The following is a 20,980-nucleotide window of genomic DNA, read 5'->3' as shown; positions in this document are numbered from 1 at the left end:
AAAGTTGATTTTGGCTAATTCTTTTTAAAGCGATCTTTCTGTTTCACTCTTGCTTCTAGCTACTGCAAACCTTCTTGGTCATAAAAAATGCCAACTTGTATGACTTCATTAGGAAAAATCAAAACTGATTGTCAACGATTATTAAGTGATGTCTAATTTACTATCTCTATTTCCCTAAAATAATCACGGGATTTATTTTTAGCGACTCAATCCAGTCAATATTCTTTTTAAATAAAGTCTCATCAATAAGCCTAGTCGCTTCTAAGAACACCTTTAGCTTTTCTACGTTAGCTTTGTCTAATGGATTTGTTTGAAATCGAATAACTAGCTTCAGAAAAGTTATATGGTGTCGCATATAAAGATTGTTGTGATTTAACTTATCTAAATCAAGAAAGTTTAAAAAGCGTGCTGATAATTTAGGGTCTTCTTGATCAAGAAATGAGGTCGATAAATTATATAAGACATTTACCAAAAGACTATCATAACTGGGTAAATGAAACTGTTCGTATGCTCGCACCATTTTCTTGGAAACTCTTAAGTTAATCTTAGCCGGCATTGAAAATGACAGGTTAGCAAAAACAATATATTCAAAGCTAAACCATCGTCCTGGATGCAGAAGATATCCTTGAACAAAGTCACAATCATCTTGAGACAACAAGTGCTTTTTTTCAGATAATTCATCAATGCAGCTTTGGATTGTCAATAAAACCAGTCTGTTTGGTGTGGTTAGCAATTTATCCCTTTTGTAAACAGTCACTAGCTGTTTCAAGCCAGCCACGTTCATTTCATCATAATAACGCGCAATCTTTTTGAAAATGAAGGTTGGTGACTCGCTTTGTTCATCAATCAATTGGCAGAATTCTTCAGCCGACATAAAAGTTGGTTTAAGTATCTTCATCATCGTATTTAAGGTCATGTCAACCGTATCATGTTCCAGGTGCGAAATCGTTGATTGGTGGAGGTTTCCTCTAACCTCCTTAATCCTCAGTTCTCGTCGTCGCCGTACTTCATGGTAAATAGAACCCGCTGCATACTTCAATATATAAACTCCTAATTTTTAGCCAAAAATATGAATGATTTCATATTAACACAAAAAACAGCGTTCATCCCCTACACTATATGCAGAACAAAGGAAGGAGCTGAAGAAGTGATGATGACCGTACTTCTTTCAATCTTAGTGCCTCTTGGCGGTCGCGTTATCGCAGGTGGCTGATCGAAAATCCAACGGCTACTCGCTAAAATCGAGTTAGATTGTTAAATATATGTTCCGAGGTTTAAATCAATGCTAAAATTATGGATTTCATTTTTGGTAACATTCGTCATTGCGATGTTACTCGCATTTCTTTACAAGCAAACCCAAAGCGGCATCGTTTTATCTACGATCTTTATCTTTGGCCTAATCAGTTTCGCTATACTGATTTTCATTGCTTATAAAAGCATCTCAAACGCTTTAAAATCGTAATAGAGACATTTAGGAGGATTATATTTATGCAATTCAGCGCAAAGAAACTCTCAGTACTTGGTCTAGCTATAGTTCTTGGATCGGTTGGTCCGCTTTCGGCTGTTACAAGTGTGCACGCCGCAGAATCGGATACTGCCATCTCAGATTCGATCCAACCAAACAATGGGGGAACATTAGACGACTTAATAGATCAAACGTTTGGAAAATCTGCCCCCGATTATTCTGGAGAGATCAATTGGTCTGACACGATCATTCATCCTAGCTCCAAAAGTTTTTCCCAGCTTTACGCTGAACTATCACCCGAAGACAAAGCAAACTTTGATACATTAGCAAGCCATTATGGATGGTCTGATTCCGAAAAAACTCAATTTCTACAATCAAAAGCAGGTATTGCTGACGATCCAGCAGTACAGGCAAGATGGAAGGTAGCCGTTATAAAAGCTGTTTTCAAGGCTGCTGCTAAGGTACTCGGGGCAAAGATGGGTGAAAAAACATTAAGTGACTGGGTCAACTATCTTACAAACTTTGAAGGTGATATGCAAGATGGTATCCAAAGCTTTTTAGTCACTCAAATGGGATGGAACAGTACAGCAGCTTATTGGACTGCTCGAACGATTGTATTTTTAGCCTTTTAAGGTCAGATGAAAGTCTTCCAAATTTAAATTGTAGTGTGCTGGGTCAAACAGCTCATAACAAATAAATCATGATGCAATATACAGTTTAAAAATATAGCCATACTATTATTCACTTGAATTTGAAAGATAGTATGGTTTTTTATCTCCTTAAGGTTTTTAAAGATCCTGGTATCAAGGCAAAGGAATCATAGACTGGGTGAAAATCGGCTGGTTACCACGCCATCATGTCCATTAAGATTGAGCAATACGAGCGTTTAGTGCTACTGTTTTAGCCTATAAATAGTTCGAAATCGGCAAAACACAACCAGTTACTTCAATCTGCTCCCACGCCGCGTTCAGTGATGCCAAAACCACCCGCTCATCACCCATGCTACCGGCTTTTCTCAACGCCCACCGGAACGCGCTAATAACCCGGAACCGGATCAAAAACCGGATTCAGGTAACAAAATTTAAAAGCAAAGCAATTGTGACCGTACCACAGCAATATACGTCTAATCTGTTGATCGGCGAAGGAAAAAAGAAACAACTTTCCTTCGCAGTTTGATTACAGAGACAACAATTGCTCCGATTATTCCCGCAATAAATCCACTTACATGCGCAATTTCCACAAATCTCTGGGCATCCGATGCATCTGCTTTAGGAAAAAGTCCGAGTATGAGATATGAGAACGCGCCAATAACCACTGCCTTAGTAATGAAGGAATATTCAGGTTCTTTTATTAAAAACGCCGCTATAGTCAGAGGAAACAATGCATATACTGCAATTGACGCGCCATAGAACACACAGAGATATAGACCTATGCCCAAAATCGACTGAATAAACTCACCAAATACAAAACAGAATATAGAAGACCCAACCCATCCAGAAACAAAGAAACTGGTTACGAAAACCCAACTACCAATTTTCCACTCAATAAAGGGCCCTAGAACAGCAATCGGTAAAAGATTCCACATTAAGTGATGCCATTCATAATGGAAAAGCGGTCCTGTTATGATATACCAGTATTCGCCTCTTAAAATTGATGGTATATTTCCGACAAATTTGTCAGATGGTATTAAGAATGTATTGGTTAAAACTGAGAATAAAAAATAAAAGAACATCAATGTGAAGCATGTTAGAAAAGTCCCCCTAGCGCCGAAATAGATATTCACAAGATTCGATCTTCTTAACTTTTGCAGCATGATAGCCCCTCCCCAAACATAGTGCAACTCAGTAAATAACCCTTATGTGTAAAACGAATAATACCTTAAAGTCGCCCATTGTCAACTTTTTGTTCATTTAAACTACTCCCATGAATAAAAATATATTTATTTTTTCTATTAGCACATTTGAAAGTATTGACAACACTGTTTTTATATTTTCCTAAGCTGTTTCACCAAGCCAAAGACCCTTATGATGAACAGAGACGGCTATAAACAGTTCATAGTAAAGTCAGGTGTTGATGCCTTAAATACAGTAATCCCAAGTGGAAGGAGAAGTATTAACGGTCAGTAAAATCTTAATATATGTCTATCAGCTTAACGAAATTGCAAGGCGCTATAAATTAATTGCGAAGTTCGTGTAAGCGCTTATAATAAATAGCGTTCACGGTTTCAATGATTAATCCCAACTTTAACCCTATATGTCTGTACTTCACTGTCACGTACGACTGATGCGAGGCGCATCTCCGCAACAAGTGAACACAATAACAAATTTTTAGGAGGCAAAATAATGGCAGATGAACGTTGGCAACATCCACTGTATACAACCGAAGCAATTAACGATGAAGGCCTCGAGGGGCACGCGTATGTTCCCGGCGGCCTTAAAGTTCAAACAAGCAGTCCATTGAACGATCATCCCGGCACCAACCCAGAACAACTTTTGGGCTTGTCGTTAAGCACCTGTCTGGAAGCAACCCTAGAGGCCGTTGAAAAGGAACACGGCTTGCCGCATACAGGCGCGGTCCGAGTTAAAGTTGCCTTTATTGGCGAACGCGCGGAGTATCAATTCTTAGTTCACGCTCAGGTTATGGTCAAAGGTGTTGATCTTGACACGGCCAAGGCTTTTACCAACGAAATTGAAAATCGCTGCCCGGTTTCAAAATTACTTAAAAATAGCGGCAATTACACCATCGAAACCGTTACTGATTTCGCTGATTAATTGCTTGCCCGAAAATCGCCTCGTTAAGTTACCCACACTTGATGAGGCGATTTTTGATGCCTTGCGATCATCATGCAAAAACTGGTTGCCAGCCTACAGCCATACGATCAAATACCTTCTGTTATTCTTTGCATCCCACCTGATTTTTAGCACTGCAAGCGTTACACTGATAACTAGAAGGGAGTTGCAAATATGAAGAAGATTATCAATGCTCCAGGCGATATTGTCCCGGAAATGATTGCTGGTCTCACTGCCAGTTATCCGCAATATTTGAAACAGATTCCTGAAACAACGGCGGTCGTCCGCAATGACGCCGCGTTCAAGCAGAAGAAGAAAGTCGGGGTTATCTCCGGTGGCGGCTCAGGTCACGAACCGCTGCACGCCGGCTATGTCGGTCAAGGCATGTTGGATGCAGCCGTTGCCGGTCAGGTCTTCACCTCACCCACCCCGGATCAGATTTATGCCGCGATCAAGGCGGTTGACCAAGGCGAAGGGGTTCTGATGATCGTCAAGAACTACTCCGGCGATGTTATGAACTTCGACATGGCCAAGGATCTCGCCAGTGTCGACGATATCAACGTTGAATCCGTGGTGGTCGACGATGATGTGGCAGTCAAAGATTCGCTGTATACACAAGGTCGCCGTGGCGTTGCCGGCACTATTTTTGTCGAAAAGATTATCGGCGCGGCTGCCGAGGCCGGTCTCAGCCTAGATGAGCTCAAAAAGTTAGGCGATGCTGTGGTTAAAAATACCAAGTCGTTTGCCGTTGCACTGCACGCCGCGACGGTTCCTGAAGTGGGCAAACCCGGTTTTGACCTCAAGCCTGATGAAATCGAATTTGGCGTTGGGATTCACAATGAACCCGGCACTGGTCAGGAAAAGTTGCCGACTTCCAAAGCACTTGCCAAACAATTGATTGGTAAGTTAACTGTTGAGTTTAAAGATCCTAAAGCGCATGCCTATGCCGTTTTAATCAACGGTATGGGCGCAACTCCGCTGTCGGAACAATACATTTTCATGGGTGATGTTTTGAACGAGTTACACGCACAAGGCCTTAAAGCAGACTTCACCAAGGCTGGCAACTATGTCACATCACTTGACATGGCGGGGATTTCACTGACAATGCTGGCACTGGATGATCCGCAATGGTTGAACTATCTGAATGCATCTGCGCACACTGTTGGCTGGGGGGATACTGATGTTAAACGCTGAAATTTTGACTAAATGGATGACAAATTTTGAAAATCGCATTACGCAGCAAAAAGACCATCTCACCGAACTTGATCGGGTCATTGGTGATTCCGACCACGGTAACAACATGGAGCGTGGCGTGAATGCCATCAAGGCTGCCTTCGAAAAAACGCCACCAACTGCCGATCTTGCCCAAGACTTCAAGACCATCGCCATGGCCATGCTCAGCAAAGTCGGTGGTGCTAGCGGCCCATTGTATGGCACTGCTTTTCTGGAAATGGCCAAACTCGCCAAAACCGATACTGACTTCGGCGATCTGGTTGAAGCGGCAGCAAAAGGCATTGCCAAACGCGGCCAAGCCAAACCAGGCGACAAGACCATGCTAGATGTCTGGGCCCCCGCCGCTGACTTAATCAAACAAGGCAAGCTGGACGATGCTGCCATTGACAAACTCGTTGAAGCCACCAAACCCATGACTGCCAAACGCGGCCGTGCCTCCTACCTCGGTGAAAAAAGTGTCGGCCACATCGATCCCGGCGCTGCCTCAACTGGAGAGCTGCTAAAGGCATACCTAGAGGCAAGAGCGTGAACTGGCGCGGTTAGAGATCGGAGTGTAAGTGGCCTTGGGCGTGATGGCTGGGTTTTGCCATTGCGACCAAGGTCCTTACACGCAGATCTCTGCGCCAGTGAACGCGTTTCAGCAAATTACCGTCAAAAACCAAAGGAGTGTGATTTTCATGGCAATGGGCATGTTGCTCGTCTCCCATGTGCCGGCCATCGCCAGCGGCCTTGAGACCTTAATCAAACAAGTGGCCAAAGATGTTCCGATCACCACGGCTGGCGGTACCAGTGATGGTCAAATCGGAACGGATCTGGACCATATTCAAAAAGCAATCAACGACAATCCGGCTTCCGAGTTGCTCGTCTTTTACGACCTCGGCAGTGCCAAAATGAATTTGGATATTGCCGAAGAGGTCAGCGACAAACAGATGCACGTTTATGACGTGGCCTTTGTGGAAGGTGCTTACGCCGCTGCGGCTTTACTGGAAGCTAACGTGACATTGGATAAAATCGAAGCCCAATTGAAGCCACTAAAGGTCAAGTAACTTTCATTTCCGCTTGTCGGCATCCCTTGCAGACAGGCGGTTTTTCGCATTCGTAAGCTGATATTTTTTAACCACAGGAGTGAAGTGTGATGGCCACATCTGACCAAACCAAAATGCAATTTGCGACCACCTTGAAAGACCTCATGCACCACAAGCCGTTGGATCGCATTACCATCGCTGAATTAAGCGCGGCAACACACGTGAATCGCAACACTTTTTATTACCATTTTGAAGACATCTACGGCTTGTTGAAGTGGACGCTGGAAGCCGATATTGGCCGTAAAGTCATGCAAAATCTTGGCGCGGCGACTTGGGAGGCTAAGTATCAACTGGTACTCGATTACATCATTGCCAACCAAGCCTTTTGCCTGAATGCCTATCATTCCGTGGGCCGTGACATGCTGGAAGAGTTTTTGTTTCAATCAGCGACCGACATGGTGAAGCCGGTGGTGCTCGACATCGATCCCACCACTCCGGCGAAAATGGTGGCCGATATCTGTAACTTCTATGGTGCCGCCATCGTAGGTCAGATTCTATTGTGGCTAGCCCAATCCTTGCAAGAACCCGAGCGTGACCTGATCAAACGAGCGGATCTCATGTTGAATGGTTCAATTGCGTTCATCGTGCACAAACAGGCGCATGGAAAAGAACGTTAATTTTCGAACAAACATCATATTTTGACTAAAGACGCTTCTTTTCCGCCTGGCTATAATGAAGTCAGAAAGCGAAAGGAAGCGTTTTATGATGAAAAAATTCTTGTGGACGGCGCTGGGATTAGCGCTGGTTGCAGGTGGCACGGCTTGCTACTTTGCAAACAAAATGGAACTGTTCAAAGATGACGCTGACGCATACAAGAAGTTTGAAAGTCGCTAGGAGGCAAAATAATGATCAAGCATAAGGCGATCATGATCGGCGCGGGGTTAGCCAACATGGCAGCCGCCGTTTATTTAATTCAAGAAGGTCACTGGCAAGGTGATCAGATTACGTTCTATTCCCTGGATGATCACGGGTCCAACGACGGCGCACCGGCAGAAGCAACGGCAGACGAATATTGGAATAAATATCATCCAATGGAAAATACCAAAGGCTACGTCGCGCGCGGTGGTCGGATGCTCAATTATCGAACCTATGTCGATTTGATGGACTTGCTGAGTCGCATTCCATCGGCAACTGAACCCGGATTGACGGCGGAAGAAGATACCCGGCAATTTGACGCTCAGCACCGGACGTTTGATAAGGCGCGGTTAATGGAAGGCGGCATCGGCATTATCCAAGCCGGTCACCTTGGCTTAAACAACAAGGATCGCCTTTTGCTAACCAAGCTGATTATGATGCCGGATTCGGAAGAAGAGAAACTCGACAATGTTAGCATCGCCGACTACTTCAAAGATGACCCGCATATGTTCCAAACCAACTTCTGGTACATGTGGGAGACCACTTTTGCCTTCCGCGTTGAAAGTTCGGCGCAGGAGTTGCGGCGTTACATGCATATGATGATTTACGAGTTCACCCAAATCGAGCATCTGGTCGGCGTCAACCGCACCCGTTACAATCAATTTGAAAGCATCATGTTGCCGCTAATCAACTACCTTAAGGATCAAGGCTGCCGCATCATCCTCAACCGCCGCGTCACAGCGTTCGAGTTTAAAGACACCGCGATGACCGATGAAATCACGGTAACCGGTTTGAAAATGCTGAACACCGAAACCGATAAGCCGGAACATGTGGTCGTGGATGACGATACCGCCGTCTTCTTCACTAACGGCTCCATCACCGACTCAGCCACTCAAGGTGATTTTGACCATCCTGCTGTTGAAAACATGGACTACGGTGCCGCGGCTAGCTTATGGAAACAAGCCACGGACCACTTCTACAACCTAGGCAACCCGGATAAGTTCTTCGCGGATCGGGCAGCCAGCGAGTGGGTCAGCTTCACCTTAACCACCAAGGATCACTTGCTGCTCAACGAAATCGAGCGCATTACCACCCAAGTCCCTGGCAATGCATTGAACTCTTTCTTATCCACCCAACCCATCACCGCGCTTGGACAAAAAGACGTGATGATGTCGATTGTGGTGCATCACCAACCGCACTTCACCACCCAAAAACCTAACGAAACCGTTTTGTGGGGCTACTTCCTGTATCCTCGCCGTTATGGTGAATTTGTTAACAAGCCATACATCAAAATGACGGGGAAGGAAATGGCATTGGAACTGATCGGTCAGCTTGCCAAAGTCGATCCGGGTCCTGACAACATTCGCGATCGCCAAGATGAAATCATGGCAAGTATCATCAACAACATTCCGGTTTACATGCCGTATGCTTCGGCCCTCTTCAATAATCGCGCCAAAGTTGATCGACCGGAAGTCATTCCCGCCCACTCAACCAACCTCGCTTTCACCGGTGAATTTGCCGAGCAGCCATTCCAGATGGTCTTCACCGAACAAAGCGCGGTCCGTTCAGGCGAAATTGCGGCTTATCACTTCACCGGTATCCCGATGAGCCACCTCGTACACAAGCCACGATATGACAAAGATATCAAGACTTTGATGCGCGCAACCAAGAAAATGTTTGAATAACCACGCGCTATTTGCAATTTAAAAAGTTTATTGACCAAAAAAGTGTAACAGGCATATGAGATGCGTAATGTATCTTTAGATGCCTGTTTTTAAATGCTAAAAAATCCCCGGTTCCCCGCCACAACCCCCGCTAACTAGCATGAAAATTCAGCGTCAATTTTTTCTGCACTTTCTCTCGTCACCCACAGCAAGTTTTTATGTGAGCACCACCTGGCACCTGTTAAACTAAGGGTAATAAAACCCGCAATGACCGTATATGGAGGGCATATCATGGACTATCAAGTAAAACTGCAACGACACGCCAGTCGCGAAATCGATCTTTACTGGCCTGATTTTCAAAAAAGCAGCGACTACACGGCCTTAATGCAGGATCCGGATTTCGCGAAAATTCCGCCGCAAGAAATCCGTTCAATTCTCGTCACCTTTTTTTCCGAATCATTTGAAAATCTGCGCTCGACGATTAAAGCCCTTTCAGCCGAGGCGGTTTCAATCGCACTCGAAACCACGCTGCAACAAATCAGCGATAAGCATCGCCGGCGTAGTGAAGCGATTGCGATTGCTGCCGAGCTGATTAAGAGCATGATGATTTGGTTGATTCGAACCAAACGCGTTAAGTTGACCATCATTGATTTTGTCGATGCGTTGATGGGCGCCTTACTCACGACGACTTATGTATTGGGACTGGTCGAAGAAGGCGATCTTGCTTCGCCACGTGCCGGCCAACGTGACGAACGTTTTGACGATGATGACGACATGACGATCGATTCAGCGAGCATGGCCACGCTGATTGAACAATTGATGCTCTTTTTCGACTCTAAGACCTGGCATCAACTACCGCATTCAGCTCAAGACGAAGAGTTCTTCGGTGCGGTCATCTTTTTCCTGATTCAAACCATTCAAAACATGTTTGGTCACGAACCTAAAGAGTGGACCAGCCAGGATATTGGCGCTGCTTTGTTGCTACTGCTGCGTGACACAAAGATCGTTCCGCGTGATAAGCAGCAGGCACTGGGTAAATCGCTGGCAATCTTCATTAAGTCAACTGCCAACTCGCATCTTTGGACGGCAACGCAACTCAAGGCTTTGGCGGATACCGCCCAAGCACAGGTCAAAGAAGCGCTCGCCAAGATGCCGGCGACACCGCCAAAAGCCACAGCCGCGGCAACACCGGCGACAGGTCCATCAGATCGCGTCATTCCCATGGCAGACTGGCAGAAAGGTCGCCACAAAAAGTAATCATGTCAACCAGCAGTGTTTTTAATTAACCGCATAAAAAGAGACGTCACAATCAGGTATGGCAAAATCCGTACTTGGTTGAGACGTCTTTTTTCTTATTCAATCTGCTGAGCCTGCGACCTAATGAATCGACTTAAGTATAGCGCACCGTTCGTATTTTCATGCCCGCAAATCTTACTTAAAGTTGATTAAACTGTTCCGTTTTAACCAAATCATCATAGGTCACTTCAGTCAGGTTCGGATCGAGTGTCTTGGTCGTCATGGTTAACGTGTTGGCGTCCTGAACAAAAATGGCGCGCTTGCTCAGGTCGTATCCGGACCAGTACTGGGTATAATCGGTTAAAATCGAATGCTTCGGGTCGCGGCCTAGACCTTGAGGAATCAAAACGGTTTTGAACGCATTGTAAAGCACGCGGATACCTTCGTTGCTATTGAACGGGTCGAGGTTGCGTGACACGAACATCGCCCGAACAAAGCGGGATGGAGACGTATAATCACCTGGCAGGCCAAACATGCCATAACCGGTTCCTAATTCAATCGGCTCCAGATGTTGGTCGCCAAGATCGGCCCCTTCCGGATAGTTGCGATCATTAAGACTGACATAGTTCCGTAAATTGGTTGTATGCCACCCGTATTCCGGACTATTTGTCATAGCGCCGACACTGTCATACAGCTTGAAGGCACCATGGTCAGTCGGTTCAATCACGAGTCCGGCACCGGATGGATCAACGAACGTGTAATGCAAAGGAATCTTGACGCCTTGACCACCAAACTGAAACGGCTCGTCCAGCAGTCCATACTGACTCGCAAGTGCGCGCACTTCCGCAACATTCTTGCAAGTCGTCAGCGCCAACGTGACAAACTCCTCACCTTTAATCGGCTTCAGATTGCGCTTCGCCAGTGACTCGGCACTTGCCCAACTGCATTCCACCAGCACCTGCAAGTCCCCGGCCAAACCTTCACTGTTGACGCCATCAAACAGCGCCACGCTTTGATCAACCCCAACACCAACTGCGGCATATTTAGTCTTCCAAGTAGCCGTTTGCGCTGGCAATGTCTGGTTCGCAGGCAGACTCACAATTTTCCCCGGCACCCCACCAGCAGGCGACTCGTGGAAGAAACTCGTGTTATAGTCCATCGTTCGACCCCAGAAAATATCCCCTTGAAGCGATTTAATTGTCATGGATGAGCACATATATAAAACCTCCTATTGTCAGCGTGAGTCTGTGTGTGAATGACGGTGGACGGTGTTTAACTAGGGCATTATCCGCCGACCTTTTCACTGGAAAACTCGCTTTTTTCGGTAACGATACAACTGTTATTATACGCTGAGTCGGCTATCTTTTAGCGCCAGATCCAGAAAATACGTCCATTTATACCTAGCAAAGCCGCCTCTGTCTGAAAGCTATTTCTTTTGTAAATAACTAATCGGCTTATTCACCTCAATTTTAGTACCAGAAAAAGTCTTCTTGATCCAGGCCTGAATCGTTGAGTTGTGATAAAGCGTGACTAACTTTTTAAGTTCGGGCTTGTTTTTATTTTTAACCGCCGTCACCAAAATATTCACGTTGGCACGAGTATCCTGACCCAGCTTCTCATGCACCAACGAATCCTTTAAAACATTTAGCCCACCATCCAAAGCACGCGTATTTGATATCAATCCTGCATCTAGGTCAGGCAATACCTGAACTGAAGGATCCACCTCTTTGAACTTTAAATGTTTCGGATTGCTTTGAATATCCTTGACGGTACTCAAGGCATTAAAATCCGGCTTTAACGTAATCAACTTGGCCGCAGCCAGCAGCAACAAACCGCGCGTCGCATTCGCCGGGTCATTGGAAATACCAATCGTTGCACCATCAGGAAGCTGATTTAATCGCTTATATTTTTTGGAATACAATCCCATCGGCTCTAAATAAGTTGTACCAAGCGCCGCCAACTTTTGACTTGGATTTGCCTTGTTATACTGTTCGAAATACGCGTAAGATTGAAACGCATTGACATCCAACTGCCCTTCAGCGGTTGCCGAATTTGTTACATTGCCGTCTGCCACCTGTTTGACTTTGAGCTTCACACCAGCCTTTTTAGCTTGTGGTGATTGCGCAATATGTTGCCAGATCTGATAATCCGAGCCACTGCTGCCAATTACAATCGTCTTGTTGCTCGAAGTCGCCGTACTGCTGGTAGTTTTTCCACAAGCTGTCACGCTGACCAACGCCAACAACGCCGCACCGACTAGCACTAATTTTTTCCAACTTCGCATGAAAATGCCTCCTCATCATCACTTTTCAACCAAAACCGACACAAGATGAATTCAAAAAAGGCCGTCCCTTGACCACCAAAAATGTCGTCAAGGGACGGCCATGCCGTGTTACCACCCTCGTTTGCAATGCCGAAACATCGCCTCCAGTACCTGTTGATACCTGGCAGGATAACGGCTGCAACCGATCCGCAGGCGTTATCCGCACGAATCACTATTCGAAGCTCATCTTCACCTTTTTGCCAACGCCCCTTTTTCACCATCCGGGTTCTCTGCAACGCTTGCGCTAAGGCTAATCTTCTTCTCGAAGTGTTGATTTAATAACATCTTTAACGCTATTCTCGTTAAACAGGTCACGTTATTGAATGCATCATACCCTCTTCACAAATAAATAGCAACTTGATGTTTGCCAATTTGTGATTGTTCTATCAGTTAAAACGTTAACATGTAAAGAGCGCGATCGTATTCTCAATTCTTAACACCGAGAAAAATATGTTGACATCTCTGCACGGATCACTGAAAATAAAAGTGTACTAAAAAGAGTCGCTGGCTAATCACCAGCGACCCGTGAAACAACAATGCTGCTTGACGGCGGCTCATTCTAACTTAATTAAGCCATCACGAGCCCGTTAAGCTGACGTGACGGCTTTTTTGTTAGTCTCGATCGATTAGCTTTAGAACCAACTCGATCACGGCAATCAACAATAGTGCGGCCATGATCATGAGACTCAAAGCTTCGAAGTCGGACATTTCTGCTCCTTTCTAAAGAATTCTGCGGTCTTATCGTTTTTACACCATAAGCACCATCCCCTTCTTCAAAAAGAGCCGCCGTCGCGTAGCATTGTTGGTTTTAGTTTATCAGTTGTTACTTTATCATTCCATATATACCATTTGTTATTAATCTAGGCTAGTAATTTTTCTTTTTCCCGCCTCAAATCCTAAACAAATATGTTGACATCTCTGCACGGATCACTGAAAATAAAAGTGTACTAAAAGAGTCGCTGGCTGCTTACCAACGACCCTTTGAACAACAATGCTGCTTGACGGCGGCTCGATTATAACTTGATTAAGCCATCACGGGCCTGCAAGCTTGCGTGACGGCTTTTTTGTTAGTCTCGATCGATTAGCTTTAGAACCAACTCGATCACGGCGATTAACAATAGTGCGGCCATGATCATGAGGCTCAAAGCTTCGAAGTCGGACATTTCTGCTCCTTTCTAAAGAATTCTGCGGTCTTATCGTTTTTACACCATAAGCACCACCCCCTTCTTCAAAAAGAGCCGCCGTCGCGTAGCATTGTTGGTTTTAGTTTATCAGTTGTTACTTTATCATTCCATATATACCATTTGTTATGAATCATCTTTTTTCGCACATAACTGACACAGCAACAACCTGTTCCACATGGGTTTCAAAATCCCCTCGTATTCTCCACTAGGCACACCTCCTTGCACCTGCTAAACTAAAGCCAATGGTAGCCTCACTTATAAATAAAGGAGCAAGGCAACGGCAAAAGAAAAATTAACTTATGAAACGAAAATGTTGCGCCACGCAGGACGTGAACTTGATAAGTATTAGGACGATTTTCACATCACTCCGGTTTTTGTTAAGCTGCTTCAAGAGACGACGTGGGTTGGGGATGCAACTTCTCAAGCCCGTTCGACGCTCATAACATTTTTCGCCACCGCGTTTGCAAATCTTCGCTCAAGCATTGCCAAACTCGATATTCCCCAAATTGTTGATGGCTTGGAACAAACTTTAGAGGCATCGGCGAATTCAGATGATCCATATGCTGACATTGACTTTGATGCAGACGTTATTCGCGCAATGATCATGTGGCTGATTCAGCAGAAAAAGATTCAGCTCACCAGCGATGATTTCATGACGGCACTCATCCATGCACTCACCGAAACCACTACCCACGCTGCTATTAGCCAGTACGCCGACTATGCTGATTATGAAGATGATGATGACCCATTCGGTGATAATGACTTTGACGACGATGACGAAGCTGTAGATGATGATGGCTATGATGCCGAAATTGAAAAAGCATTAGCTGACGTCGAAAATGACCCGGAATTCGAGGAAAAAGCCATTGACTTCTCTTCACCGCAAACCCAAACACTTTTGGATTTACTTTCGCGTTTCATCGAATCATCCGCTTGGGACCGTCTTCCGGAAAAAGTGCAAGACCCCGACCTGCTCACCATGCTAGTTTTGCTAATCATGCAAAGTAATAAGGTGATGTTCAATCACGAAATAAAAGCGTGGACCAAGGAAGACCTTTCAACAACCCTGGCCTTCATCCTAAGCGACAAGGAAATTATCAAAGCAAATCAACGTAAACCGGTCTTACAAGCATTGGCAGCGTTTATTCGTTCAACTGCCAATAAAGGTCTCTGGTCAGCAAAACAAGTCAAAGATTTTGCTGAAGCCGTCGATGAAAAAATCAAGGCGTTGGCGCCAGAGTCATCAACGCCTGAAGTGAAAGCCAAAAAAGATAACAAACCGACAGTTGGCCGAGTTGTGCCGATGAAAAAGTTTAAAAAGGGTAAATACAAGAAAGAGTCTTTTGTTGAAGCTAGTTTCAAACCATCGTGCTGTATCAGATTGTGGCGCGATGGTTTTTTCATTTGAGAAGCCAGTAACTCTTTGCTCTCCCGCCTTTTCACACACTACTTTTTGGCTTCAATCGCTAAACTATTTGAAAGTCGTCAATTACTTATGTTAAAAGCTAACAAAATCAGCGGCTTTTAAGATACAATCGTTGTGAATCAGAAAGCAGGAGGATTTTTCAATGTCAAAACCAAACATAGAAAAAAGTGCCGAACAAATCAGTGAGTATCTTCGAGGAAATCCCCAGCATGTGCGCGTTGAAACGATCAAGTTACCAGAAACGTCTCAGGACACGACTGCACATCAATGAGTGAAAGCACCCATCCCGTAAGTCAAACTAGCGGATGGGTATTTTTCATAAGCTTGCCTATTTTGAACTTGTTATTGAGTGCCTAAAAAGTTAGCGAGTCCGACTGAAGGGGAAATGAGCGTGGATAAAACCAATCAATTATTGGCACTTTTAAAAACCAGTTATACAAGCATCTTAACTACCAATTTAGTCGGTATTTACTTGCACGGATCCTATGTCATGGGCTGTTTCAACCCGGCAGTAAGCGATTTAGACTTTCTTGTTGTTATCAATAGCCCGCTAAGTAACAAAGCTAAGGCTAGTATCATGCATGTAACACTTGAGAAGCTTTGGCCTTTGAGTCCGGCAAAGGGATTGGAATTTCACATTCTTCTTAAACAAGACCTATCTACTTTTTCCGAACCCGTTCCCTTTGATTTTCATTTTTCAAAAATGCACTATCAAGAGTATTTGCGCGAACCAGCAAAGTATATTAATCAAATGCACGGAACCGACCCCGATCTCACGGCACATTTGATGATCGTCAATCAATATGGTCAAGTTTTAACCGGGGAACCAATCGCCGAAGTTTTCGCACCAGTTCCTGCCCAAGCGTATTTAAAAAGTATTCTTTATGACGTTGGCAACGCAGACACTACAATTATTAATCAGCCAATGTATACGATTTTAAACCTATGCCGGGCATTGGCGTTTAAAAATGAACGCCTCGTCACATCAAAGTCTTCCGGTGGGGAGTGGGCACTGGCAACGTTATCCCCCAAATGGCGCCCACTCATCAAGCTGGCGTTAAACGAATATCAATCTGGAAGTGGACGTGTGAGTGAATATCAGGCGACTGAGTTAAAAGCCTTTGCTGGTTATATGTTAAAGCGGCTTGTAAATTAAAAAGACAAAGCCCACCCAAACGGCGACTTTGTCTTCATGAAAATCGATTGAAACCAACTCTGTTACTCATTGAAGTTTATAAACAACGCTACCAAATGGTGGTAGTGTGATGATCTTGCCAACTCGTTTAGCTATTGGTACGTTGCTAATTAAAGTGGTTACTTGCTTATTTTGCAAGGCGTCTGGTAATGGCCATCTTCGTTGTGACTCCGAGAAGTTTCCAGCTACTAATAACGTTTCATTTTTACCTCTTCGGAGATAAATAAACAAATCGGGATCATCTGGAGCCAACAATTCAAAATCGCCAGTTGTAACTAACGGTTCTTCATGTCGCAGCTTAATCAAGCGTTGATAATAGTGATAGACACCGTCACTATCTGCTAAGTCCTTTTCAGCATTAATTTGTTGATGATCGGGATTTAGTTCTAACCACGGCTTTCCGGTTGTAAATCCCCCCTTTTGGCTCCCGTCCCACGGCATTGGTGTGCGGGCGTTATCTCGCGAGTGGAGATAAATGGCTTCCATCGCAGCTTCAGGACTTTCATGATGTTGATTAGTCAGTTCGCTAAAGATATTCTTAGTTTCAAGATCGTTGTACTGATTCAAATGATCAAAGCGAACATTTTTCAGGCCAAGTTCTTCACCTTCAAAAATAAACGGCGTTCCTTGAAGCATGTGTAACACTGTCCCTAACATCTTGGCTGATCGAATCCGATATTGACCTTCATCTCCAAAACGTGTAACTGGGCGCGGCTGATCATGATTACTCCAATATAAACTGTTCCACCCATCGACCTGCGCTAATGTGGTCTCCCAACGAGCCAACACCGCTTTAAGATCAACTAGTTTAAACCGATTCGTTGAGAACTTTCCATATTTGCCATAATCAAGATGCATATGATCAAAGTGAAAAACCATGTCCAGCTCGTGGCGATTCGCTGCTGTATATAGTTGGGCCTGTTCGGCTGTCGTATGCGGTGTCTCACCAACTGTCATGATATCGTAATGCGACAAAACCTGTTCATGCATTTCCTGTAAGTAATTGTGAACCTTAGGTCCGTTCGCTGCGCCAGCATAATAACTGCCATACACCTTACCTTGAATTAATGGGCCATCCGGATAAGCAGGGTCCTTGGAGATTAGCGAAATAACATCCATTCGGAAGCCGTCGACGCCTTTATCCAACCAAAAGCGCATAAGCTCATAAACTTCTTGCCGGACCTTGGGATTTTTCCAATTGAGATCCGGCTGCTGTCTTGCGAAAAGGTGTAAGTAATATTCGCCCAAGTCTTTCTCATAAGCCCATGCCGAGCCACCAAAACTCGAACCCCAATTATTGGGAACATGGTTATCAACCGGCTTTTTCCAGATATAATAATCGTGATACTTGTTTGACACCGACGATTTTGCCGCTTTGAACCATGGATGTTGATCTGATGTGTGATTAACCACCAGGTCCAAGATAATCTTTAACTGCCGATCATGAGCAGCGTGTAAGAGCTGTTCAAAATCAGCCATAGTCCCTAGCTGCGGTTCAATATCACGATAATTTGAGATATCATAACCATTGTCAACTTGTGGCGACCGATAAATCGGATTCAGCCAGAGCACATCCACGCCCAAATCGGCCAAGTAATCCAACTTTTCGGTAATTCCGTTTAAATCACCAATCCCATCACCATTGCTATCGTTGAAACTCTTCGGATAAACTTGATAAACAACGCTGTTTTTCCACCAAGGAATTTCATTCATCATCGTCATCCGCCTCAACTTGTATCTCATTAACATTGACAATGGCGTTCTTGGCTTCTTGAATTAAAGCATCAATACGTGAATCACTGATGTATTGATCAGTAGGCTCCATTGTAACGCCTAGAGCAAGTGGTAAATTCATGCCACTAATGATGTGAGTATGCGGACGGGTTCTATATCGGAAAAACTTCTGATTGACACTTCCTGCTGTCATATCAGTCAGTACAATCACATCACGATCAGCGGGCAAAGCTGCCATCAATGTATCAACCTGCTTTTCAACAGGTTGATTGTCCAAATACGCTGCCATGGCCACAACATCCTGACTGCCACCACTAATAAATTCCAGCGTATCTTTTAATCCATCTGCCAGTCTATGATGCGATGCTAATACAATTGTGCGTTCCATGTGTTTTTCCTCCTTGCAAGTGTGGTGGTACAGTTAACAGCAGATCCTTAAGAAGGTTCATAGCGTTTAACTGCCACACCAAGCACTCTTAAGCTCAACTAACTCGTCAAGTTATCTCTTCATTTAAGCCTCATCGTTTAGAAGTATTTCCAGCAGGGCATCGCTTAGACTCTCAGGTGCGAGACTTGTCAGCGCCAAAGCAGCCTTAGCTCTTGGCATATCTTTAATGGCTTGCCACAACTGCTTCTTGAGATCAAATCCAAGTTTGGCATGCTGCAGAATGGTGAAAACACGAGCCAATTTGGCGCCTTGATGATCTTGCGGTTTCAGTTTAAGTGTCAGTTCATGGTCTTTGTGACCGTCAATCGGATCTAGGTAGCCCTCATAGCCAATAGCTTCCAGTTGATATACTCGTTCAGTCGGAATGATGTTAGCAGGATCGCTTACTTTAATCGTAAATATCTTTGTTTTCGGATCCCAAGTAAATTTTGTCTGAGCCATCCCTGAAGCAGTCTGCTCCCGCAAAACATACTTATTTCGTTCACCCGGAAAAAGTTTGATTGTCATTGCGCCCGGTAACGTATCAACCGGTGCCATCGGATCAACTGCCAGTGGGATAATTCCCCCAGAACGTACCAAAACCGGATAATCTTCGCTATTTCGATGAAATTTCACGACAGCTGGGCCAGTGTATATTTGCTGTGTAAAGAAGTCTGTCCAAGTACCGGCTGGCACATAGCCCTTCACACTTGCTAACCCAGTCGTTTCATCACTAGGCGAGGTGATCGGCACGACAAGCATCTCTGAGCCAAAAAAGTATTCATTTTTGAACTGATAGGCCTCTTCAGCCTCCGAATCACGGTAATAAATCGGCTCGATGAGGGCGCGGCCTTTTTGATGGGTCAATATATCGGCCGTAGCTAAATAGGGAACTAATTGAGCCCGCAGACGCATGAATCGAATCATCGTTTTAGTTATGACAGCATCGTAATTCCATGGTTCTTTTCCCATGAACGGATTATCTGAGCTGTGAAGACGCATGATTGGACTAAAAATACCGAACTGCAACCATCTTAGTGAAAGCTCCGGATCATAATGACCATGCATGTGTCCACCAATATCATGGCTCCACCACGTATAACCAATATTCGTGGCTGTCGCGGTGAAATAAGGCTGAAACTTCAACGACTGCCAACTGGCAATCGAATCCCCTGAAAAACCGATTGGATATCGATGACTTCCCGGTCCTGCATAGCGTGAGAGAATTAACGCTTGATCCCCTTTTTCTTGTTGTTGATCCAAGAAATGCAATGCGTTTAATGTCCACAACGGGTCAATCTGAGTTCGCGATCGTGCTTTTCCCTGCTGCCAATCAATCCACCAAAAGTCAACCCCTTCCAGTTCAAGTGGATGGTGCACAAGATTGAAATAGGCTTTAACAAATTGCCGATTATTCAAATCGAATAACACCGGCCGTTGCGAGGCAGGGTCAATCCCAACTGCCTTCGCAACCGCTTGATACTGGGCTTCAGACGGACGTATTCCCGCAGCTGGATGCACATTAAGTGTGACACGTTTACCTTGTGCATGCAGTGTCTGTAACAATTTAACCGGGTCGGGAAATAATGATCGATTCCAAGTATATCCTGTCCATCCGCTTCCGTACTTAGCTGGAATGTCTGTGATATGCCAATTCATATCCAGTACCGCAACGGATATTGGTATGCCCGACTTTTGAAAGCGTTCCATCAAGTCGAGGTAAGTTTTTTGCGTATATGGATAAAAGCGACTCCACCAATTACCAAGTGCGAAGCGCGGGACAGAAGGGGGAAAACCTGTTAATTGATAATAATCTCGCAATGCCGCACGATAATCATGACCATACGCAAATCCATAAATGTCAACCTCAGCAACCGACCGATTGCGGATAGTTGAACCGGATTGTAACATACTTTGCGAATCATCCAATATTGCAAAGCCGTTTTTTGACATTATCCCTGGTGCAAGCGGAATGGAACCATCTGCACCATCCAATGTTCGAGCCGTTCCCAGCAAATTCTTAGGGTCACTATCTCCGTAATGCCACCGAGAATAGTGAGTCTGATAGTTATATTTCGTGTCAATAAATAAGTTAGCTCCATTAAATTCGCCGTCCCGATAGTAAAGATGAAACGAATCAGTCTCAATTTGAACAGCAAATCCGTCCATATCGCGATAAACTTTGAATTTAGGTTGTGCGAAATCACGGTTTGTGACGATCTGTGTTGTTGCATCTTCAAACTGACCCTCGGGTTGATATTCCATGCGAATCATTTTATCTGTGATAACGGTAAAACGATATTGCTCCCCGACAATCTGATTTTTCTGATTCAAATGATCAACCTCACTATCTAACTTCTTCGA

At 44.6% G+C, this 20,980-nt stretch carries 21 protein-coding genes; 12 read left to right on the top strand and 9 right to left on the bottom strand.

The features are described from left to right. Positions 1 to 166: 166 nt before the first annotated feature. Positions 167 to 1,042 carry an Rgg family transcriptional regulator gene (locus EL173_RS02585; RefSeq protein ID WP_025014074.1) on the bottom strand — a complete coding sequence of 292 codons (876 nt, stop codon included), beginning with the start codon at positions 1,040 to 1,042 and terminating at the stop codon, positions 167 to 169. A 446-nt stretch (positions 1,043 to 1,488) separates the two neighbouring features. Between EL173_RS02585 and EL173_RS02575 the strand changes: the two genes are divergently transcribed. Then, on the top strand, positions 1,489 to 2,097 hold the full coding sequence (locus tag EL173_RS02575; protein WP_005691630.1) for a hypothetical protein: 609 nt from the start codon (positions 1,489 to 1,491) through the stop codon (positions 2,095 to 2,097). A gap of 491 nt (positions 2,098 to 2,588) precedes the next feature. On the opposite strand, the gene EL173_RS02570 is transcribed toward EL173_RS02575, so the two are convergent. Beyond that, positions 2,589 to 3,278 (bottom strand): rhomboid family intramembrane serine protease, encoded by a 690-nt coding sequence (locus EL173_RS02570; protein ID WP_005691628.1) that lies wholly within the window; start codon positions 3,276 to 3,278, stop codon positions 2,589 to 2,591. A 529-nt stretch (positions 3,279 to 3,807) separates the two neighbouring features. On the opposite strand from EL173_RS02570, the gene EL173_RS02565 reads away from it, so the two are divergent. The 8 genes from EL173_RS02565 to EL173_RS02530 all read left to right on the top strand — a co-directional run bounded on the left by EL173_RS02565 (position 3,808) and on the right by EL173_RS02530 (position 10,348). After that, positions 3,808 to 4,236 (top strand): OsmC family protein, encoded by a 429-nt coding sequence (locus EL173_RS02565; protein ID WP_005691626.1) that lies wholly within the window; start codon positions 3,808 to 3,810, stop codon positions 4,234 to 4,236. Between the two features lie 192 nt (positions 4,237 to 4,428). Then, on the top strand, positions 4,429 to 5,448 hold the full coding sequence (gene dhaK / locus EL173_RS02560; protein WP_019728427.1) for a dihydroxyacetone kinase subunit DhaK: 1,020 nt from the start codon (positions 4,429 to 4,431) through the stop codon (positions 5,446 to 5,448). Then, positions 5,435 to 6,016, top strand: a complete 582-nt coding sequence (dhaL, locus tag EL173_RS02555; protein WP_005691622.1) for a dihydroxyacetone kinase subunit DhaL — start codon at positions 5,435 to 5,437, stop codon at positions 6,014 to 6,016. The genes dhaK and dhaL overlap by 14 nt, the downstream gene beginning before the upstream one ends. Positions 6,017 to 6,164: 148 nt before the next feature. Beyond that, positions 6,165 to 6,533: a dihydroxyacetone kinase phosphoryl donor subunit DhaM gene (dhaM, locus tag EL173_RS02550; RefSeq protein ID WP_005686376.1), complete on the top strand. Its 369-nt coding sequence runs from the start codon at positions 6,165 to 6,167 to the stop codon at positions 6,531 to 6,533. Positions 6,534 to 6,622: 89 nt separating this feature from the next. Next, positions 6,623 to 7,189 carry a TetR/AcrR family transcriptional regulator gene (locus EL173_RS02545; protein ID WP_005691618.1) on the top strand — a complete coding sequence of 189 codons (567 nt, stop codon included), beginning with the start codon at positions 6,623 to 6,625 and terminating at the stop codon, positions 7,187 to 7,189. A gap of 85 nt (positions 7,190 to 7,274) precedes the next feature. Further along, positions 7,275 to 7,406 carry a hypothetical protein gene (locus tag EL173_RS15340; protein ID WP_005714982.1) on the top strand — a complete coding sequence of 44 codons (132 nt, stop codon included), beginning with the start codon at positions 7,275 to 7,277 and terminating at the stop codon, positions 7,404 to 7,406. 11 nt (positions 7,407 to 7,417) lie between these two features. Then, complete coding sequence (locus EL173_RS02535; protein ID WP_005691614.1) at positions 7,418 to 9,112, top strand: oleate hydratase; 1,695 nt, start codon at positions 7,418 to 7,420, stop codon at positions 9,110 to 9,112. Between the two features lie 270 nt (positions 9,113 to 9,382). Further along, positions 9,383 to 10,348 (top strand): hypothetical protein, encoded by a 966-nt coding sequence (locus EL173_RS02530; RefSeq protein ID WP_014571125.1) that lies wholly within the window; start codon positions 9,383 to 9,385, stop codon positions 10,346 to 10,348. A gap of 178 nt (positions 10,349 to 10,526) precedes the next feature. Here EL173_RS02530 and EL173_RS02525 read toward each other — a convergent pair whose 3' ends face one another. The 4 genes from EL173_RS02525 to EL173_RS15275 form a co-directional block, all read right to left on the bottom strand. After that, positions 10,527 to 11,543, bottom strand: coding sequence for a linear amide C-N hydrolase (locus tag EL173_RS02525; RefSeq protein ID WP_014571124.1), 1,017 nt, complete (start codon positions 11,541 to 11,543; stop codon positions 10,527 to 10,529). Between the two features lie 210 nt (positions 11,544 to 11,753). Continuing rightward, complete coding sequence (locus EL173_RS02520; protein ID WP_005691611.1) at positions 11,754 to 12,611, bottom strand: MetQ/NlpA family ABC transporter substrate-binding protein; 858 nt, start codon at positions 12,609 to 12,611, stop codon at positions 11,754 to 11,756. 651 nt (positions 12,612 to 13,262) lie between these two features. Beyond that, entirely contained in the window at positions 13,263 to 13,358 is a 96-nt protein-coding gene (locus EL173_RS15280) for a putative holin-like toxin (protein ID WP_019728288.1), read from the bottom strand. 359 nt (positions 13,359 to 13,717) lie between these two features. Next, complete coding sequence (locus tag EL173_RS15275; RefSeq protein ID WP_019728288.1) at positions 13,718 to 13,813, bottom strand: putative holin-like toxin; 96 nt, start codon at positions 13,811 to 13,813, stop codon at positions 13,718 to 13,720. A 538-nt stretch (positions 13,814 to 14,351) separates the two neighbouring features. Between EL173_RS15275 and EL173_RS02510 the strand changes: the two genes are divergently transcribed. The 3 genes from EL173_RS02510 (at position 14,352) to EL173_RS02505 (ending at position 16,416) form a co-directional block, all read left to right on the top strand. After that, complete coding sequence (locus tag EL173_RS02510) at positions 14,352 to 15,242, top strand: hypothetical protein (RefSeq protein WP_005691609.1); 891 nt, start codon at positions 14,352 to 14,354, stop codon at positions 15,240 to 15,242. Positions 15,243 to 15,402: 160 nt separating this feature from the next. Continuing rightward, entirely contained in the window at positions 15,403 to 15,531 is a 129-nt protein-coding gene (locus EL173_RS15335) for a hypothetical protein (RefSeq protein ID WP_005691608.1), read from the top strand. Between the two features lie 114 nt (positions 15,532 to 15,645). Then, a complete protein-coding gene (locus tag EL173_RS02505) occupies positions 15,646 to 16,416 on the top strand; it encodes an aminoglycoside adenylyltransferase domain-containing protein (RefSeq protein ID WP_015764249.1) in 771 nt (256 codons plus the stop codon). Positions 16,417 to 16,482: 66 nt separating this feature from the next. Here EL173_RS02505 and EL173_RS02500 read toward each other — a convergent pair whose 3' ends face one another. The 3 genes from EL173_RS02500 to EL173_RS02490 form a co-directional block, all read right to left on the bottom strand. Beyond that, positions 16,483 to 18,168, bottom strand: a complete 1,686-nt coding sequence (locus EL173_RS02500; RefSeq protein ID WP_014571122.1) for a glycoside hydrolase family 13 protein — start codon at positions 18,166 to 18,168, stop codon at positions 16,483 to 16,485. Next, positions 18,161 to 18,577: a PTS sugar transporter subunit IIA gene (locus EL173_RS02495; protein WP_005691605.1), complete on the bottom strand. Its 417-nt coding sequence runs from the start codon at positions 18,575 to 18,577 to the stop codon at positions 18,161 to 18,163. Before EL173_RS02495 ends, EL173_RS02500 begins: the two co-directional genes overlap by 8 nt. Before the next feature lie 123 nt (positions 18,578 to 18,700). Next, positions 18,701 to 20,950, bottom strand: a complete 2,250-nt coding sequence (locus EL173_RS02490; RefSeq protein ID WP_005691604.1) for a glycoside hydrolase family 31 protein — start codon at positions 20,948 to 20,950, stop codon at positions 18,701 to 18,703. Between the last annotated feature and the right edge of the window lie 30 nt (positions 20,951 to 20,980).

Source organism: Lacticaseibacillus rhamnosus, assembly GCF_900636965.1.
Classification (GTDB): Bacteria; Bacillota; Bacilli; order Lactobacillales; family Lactobacillaceae; genus Lacticaseibacillus; species Lacticaseibacillus rhamnosus.
Note: the sequence above shows the minus strand (reverse complement) of the source record. Positions and strands in the feature narration are given on the sequence as shown.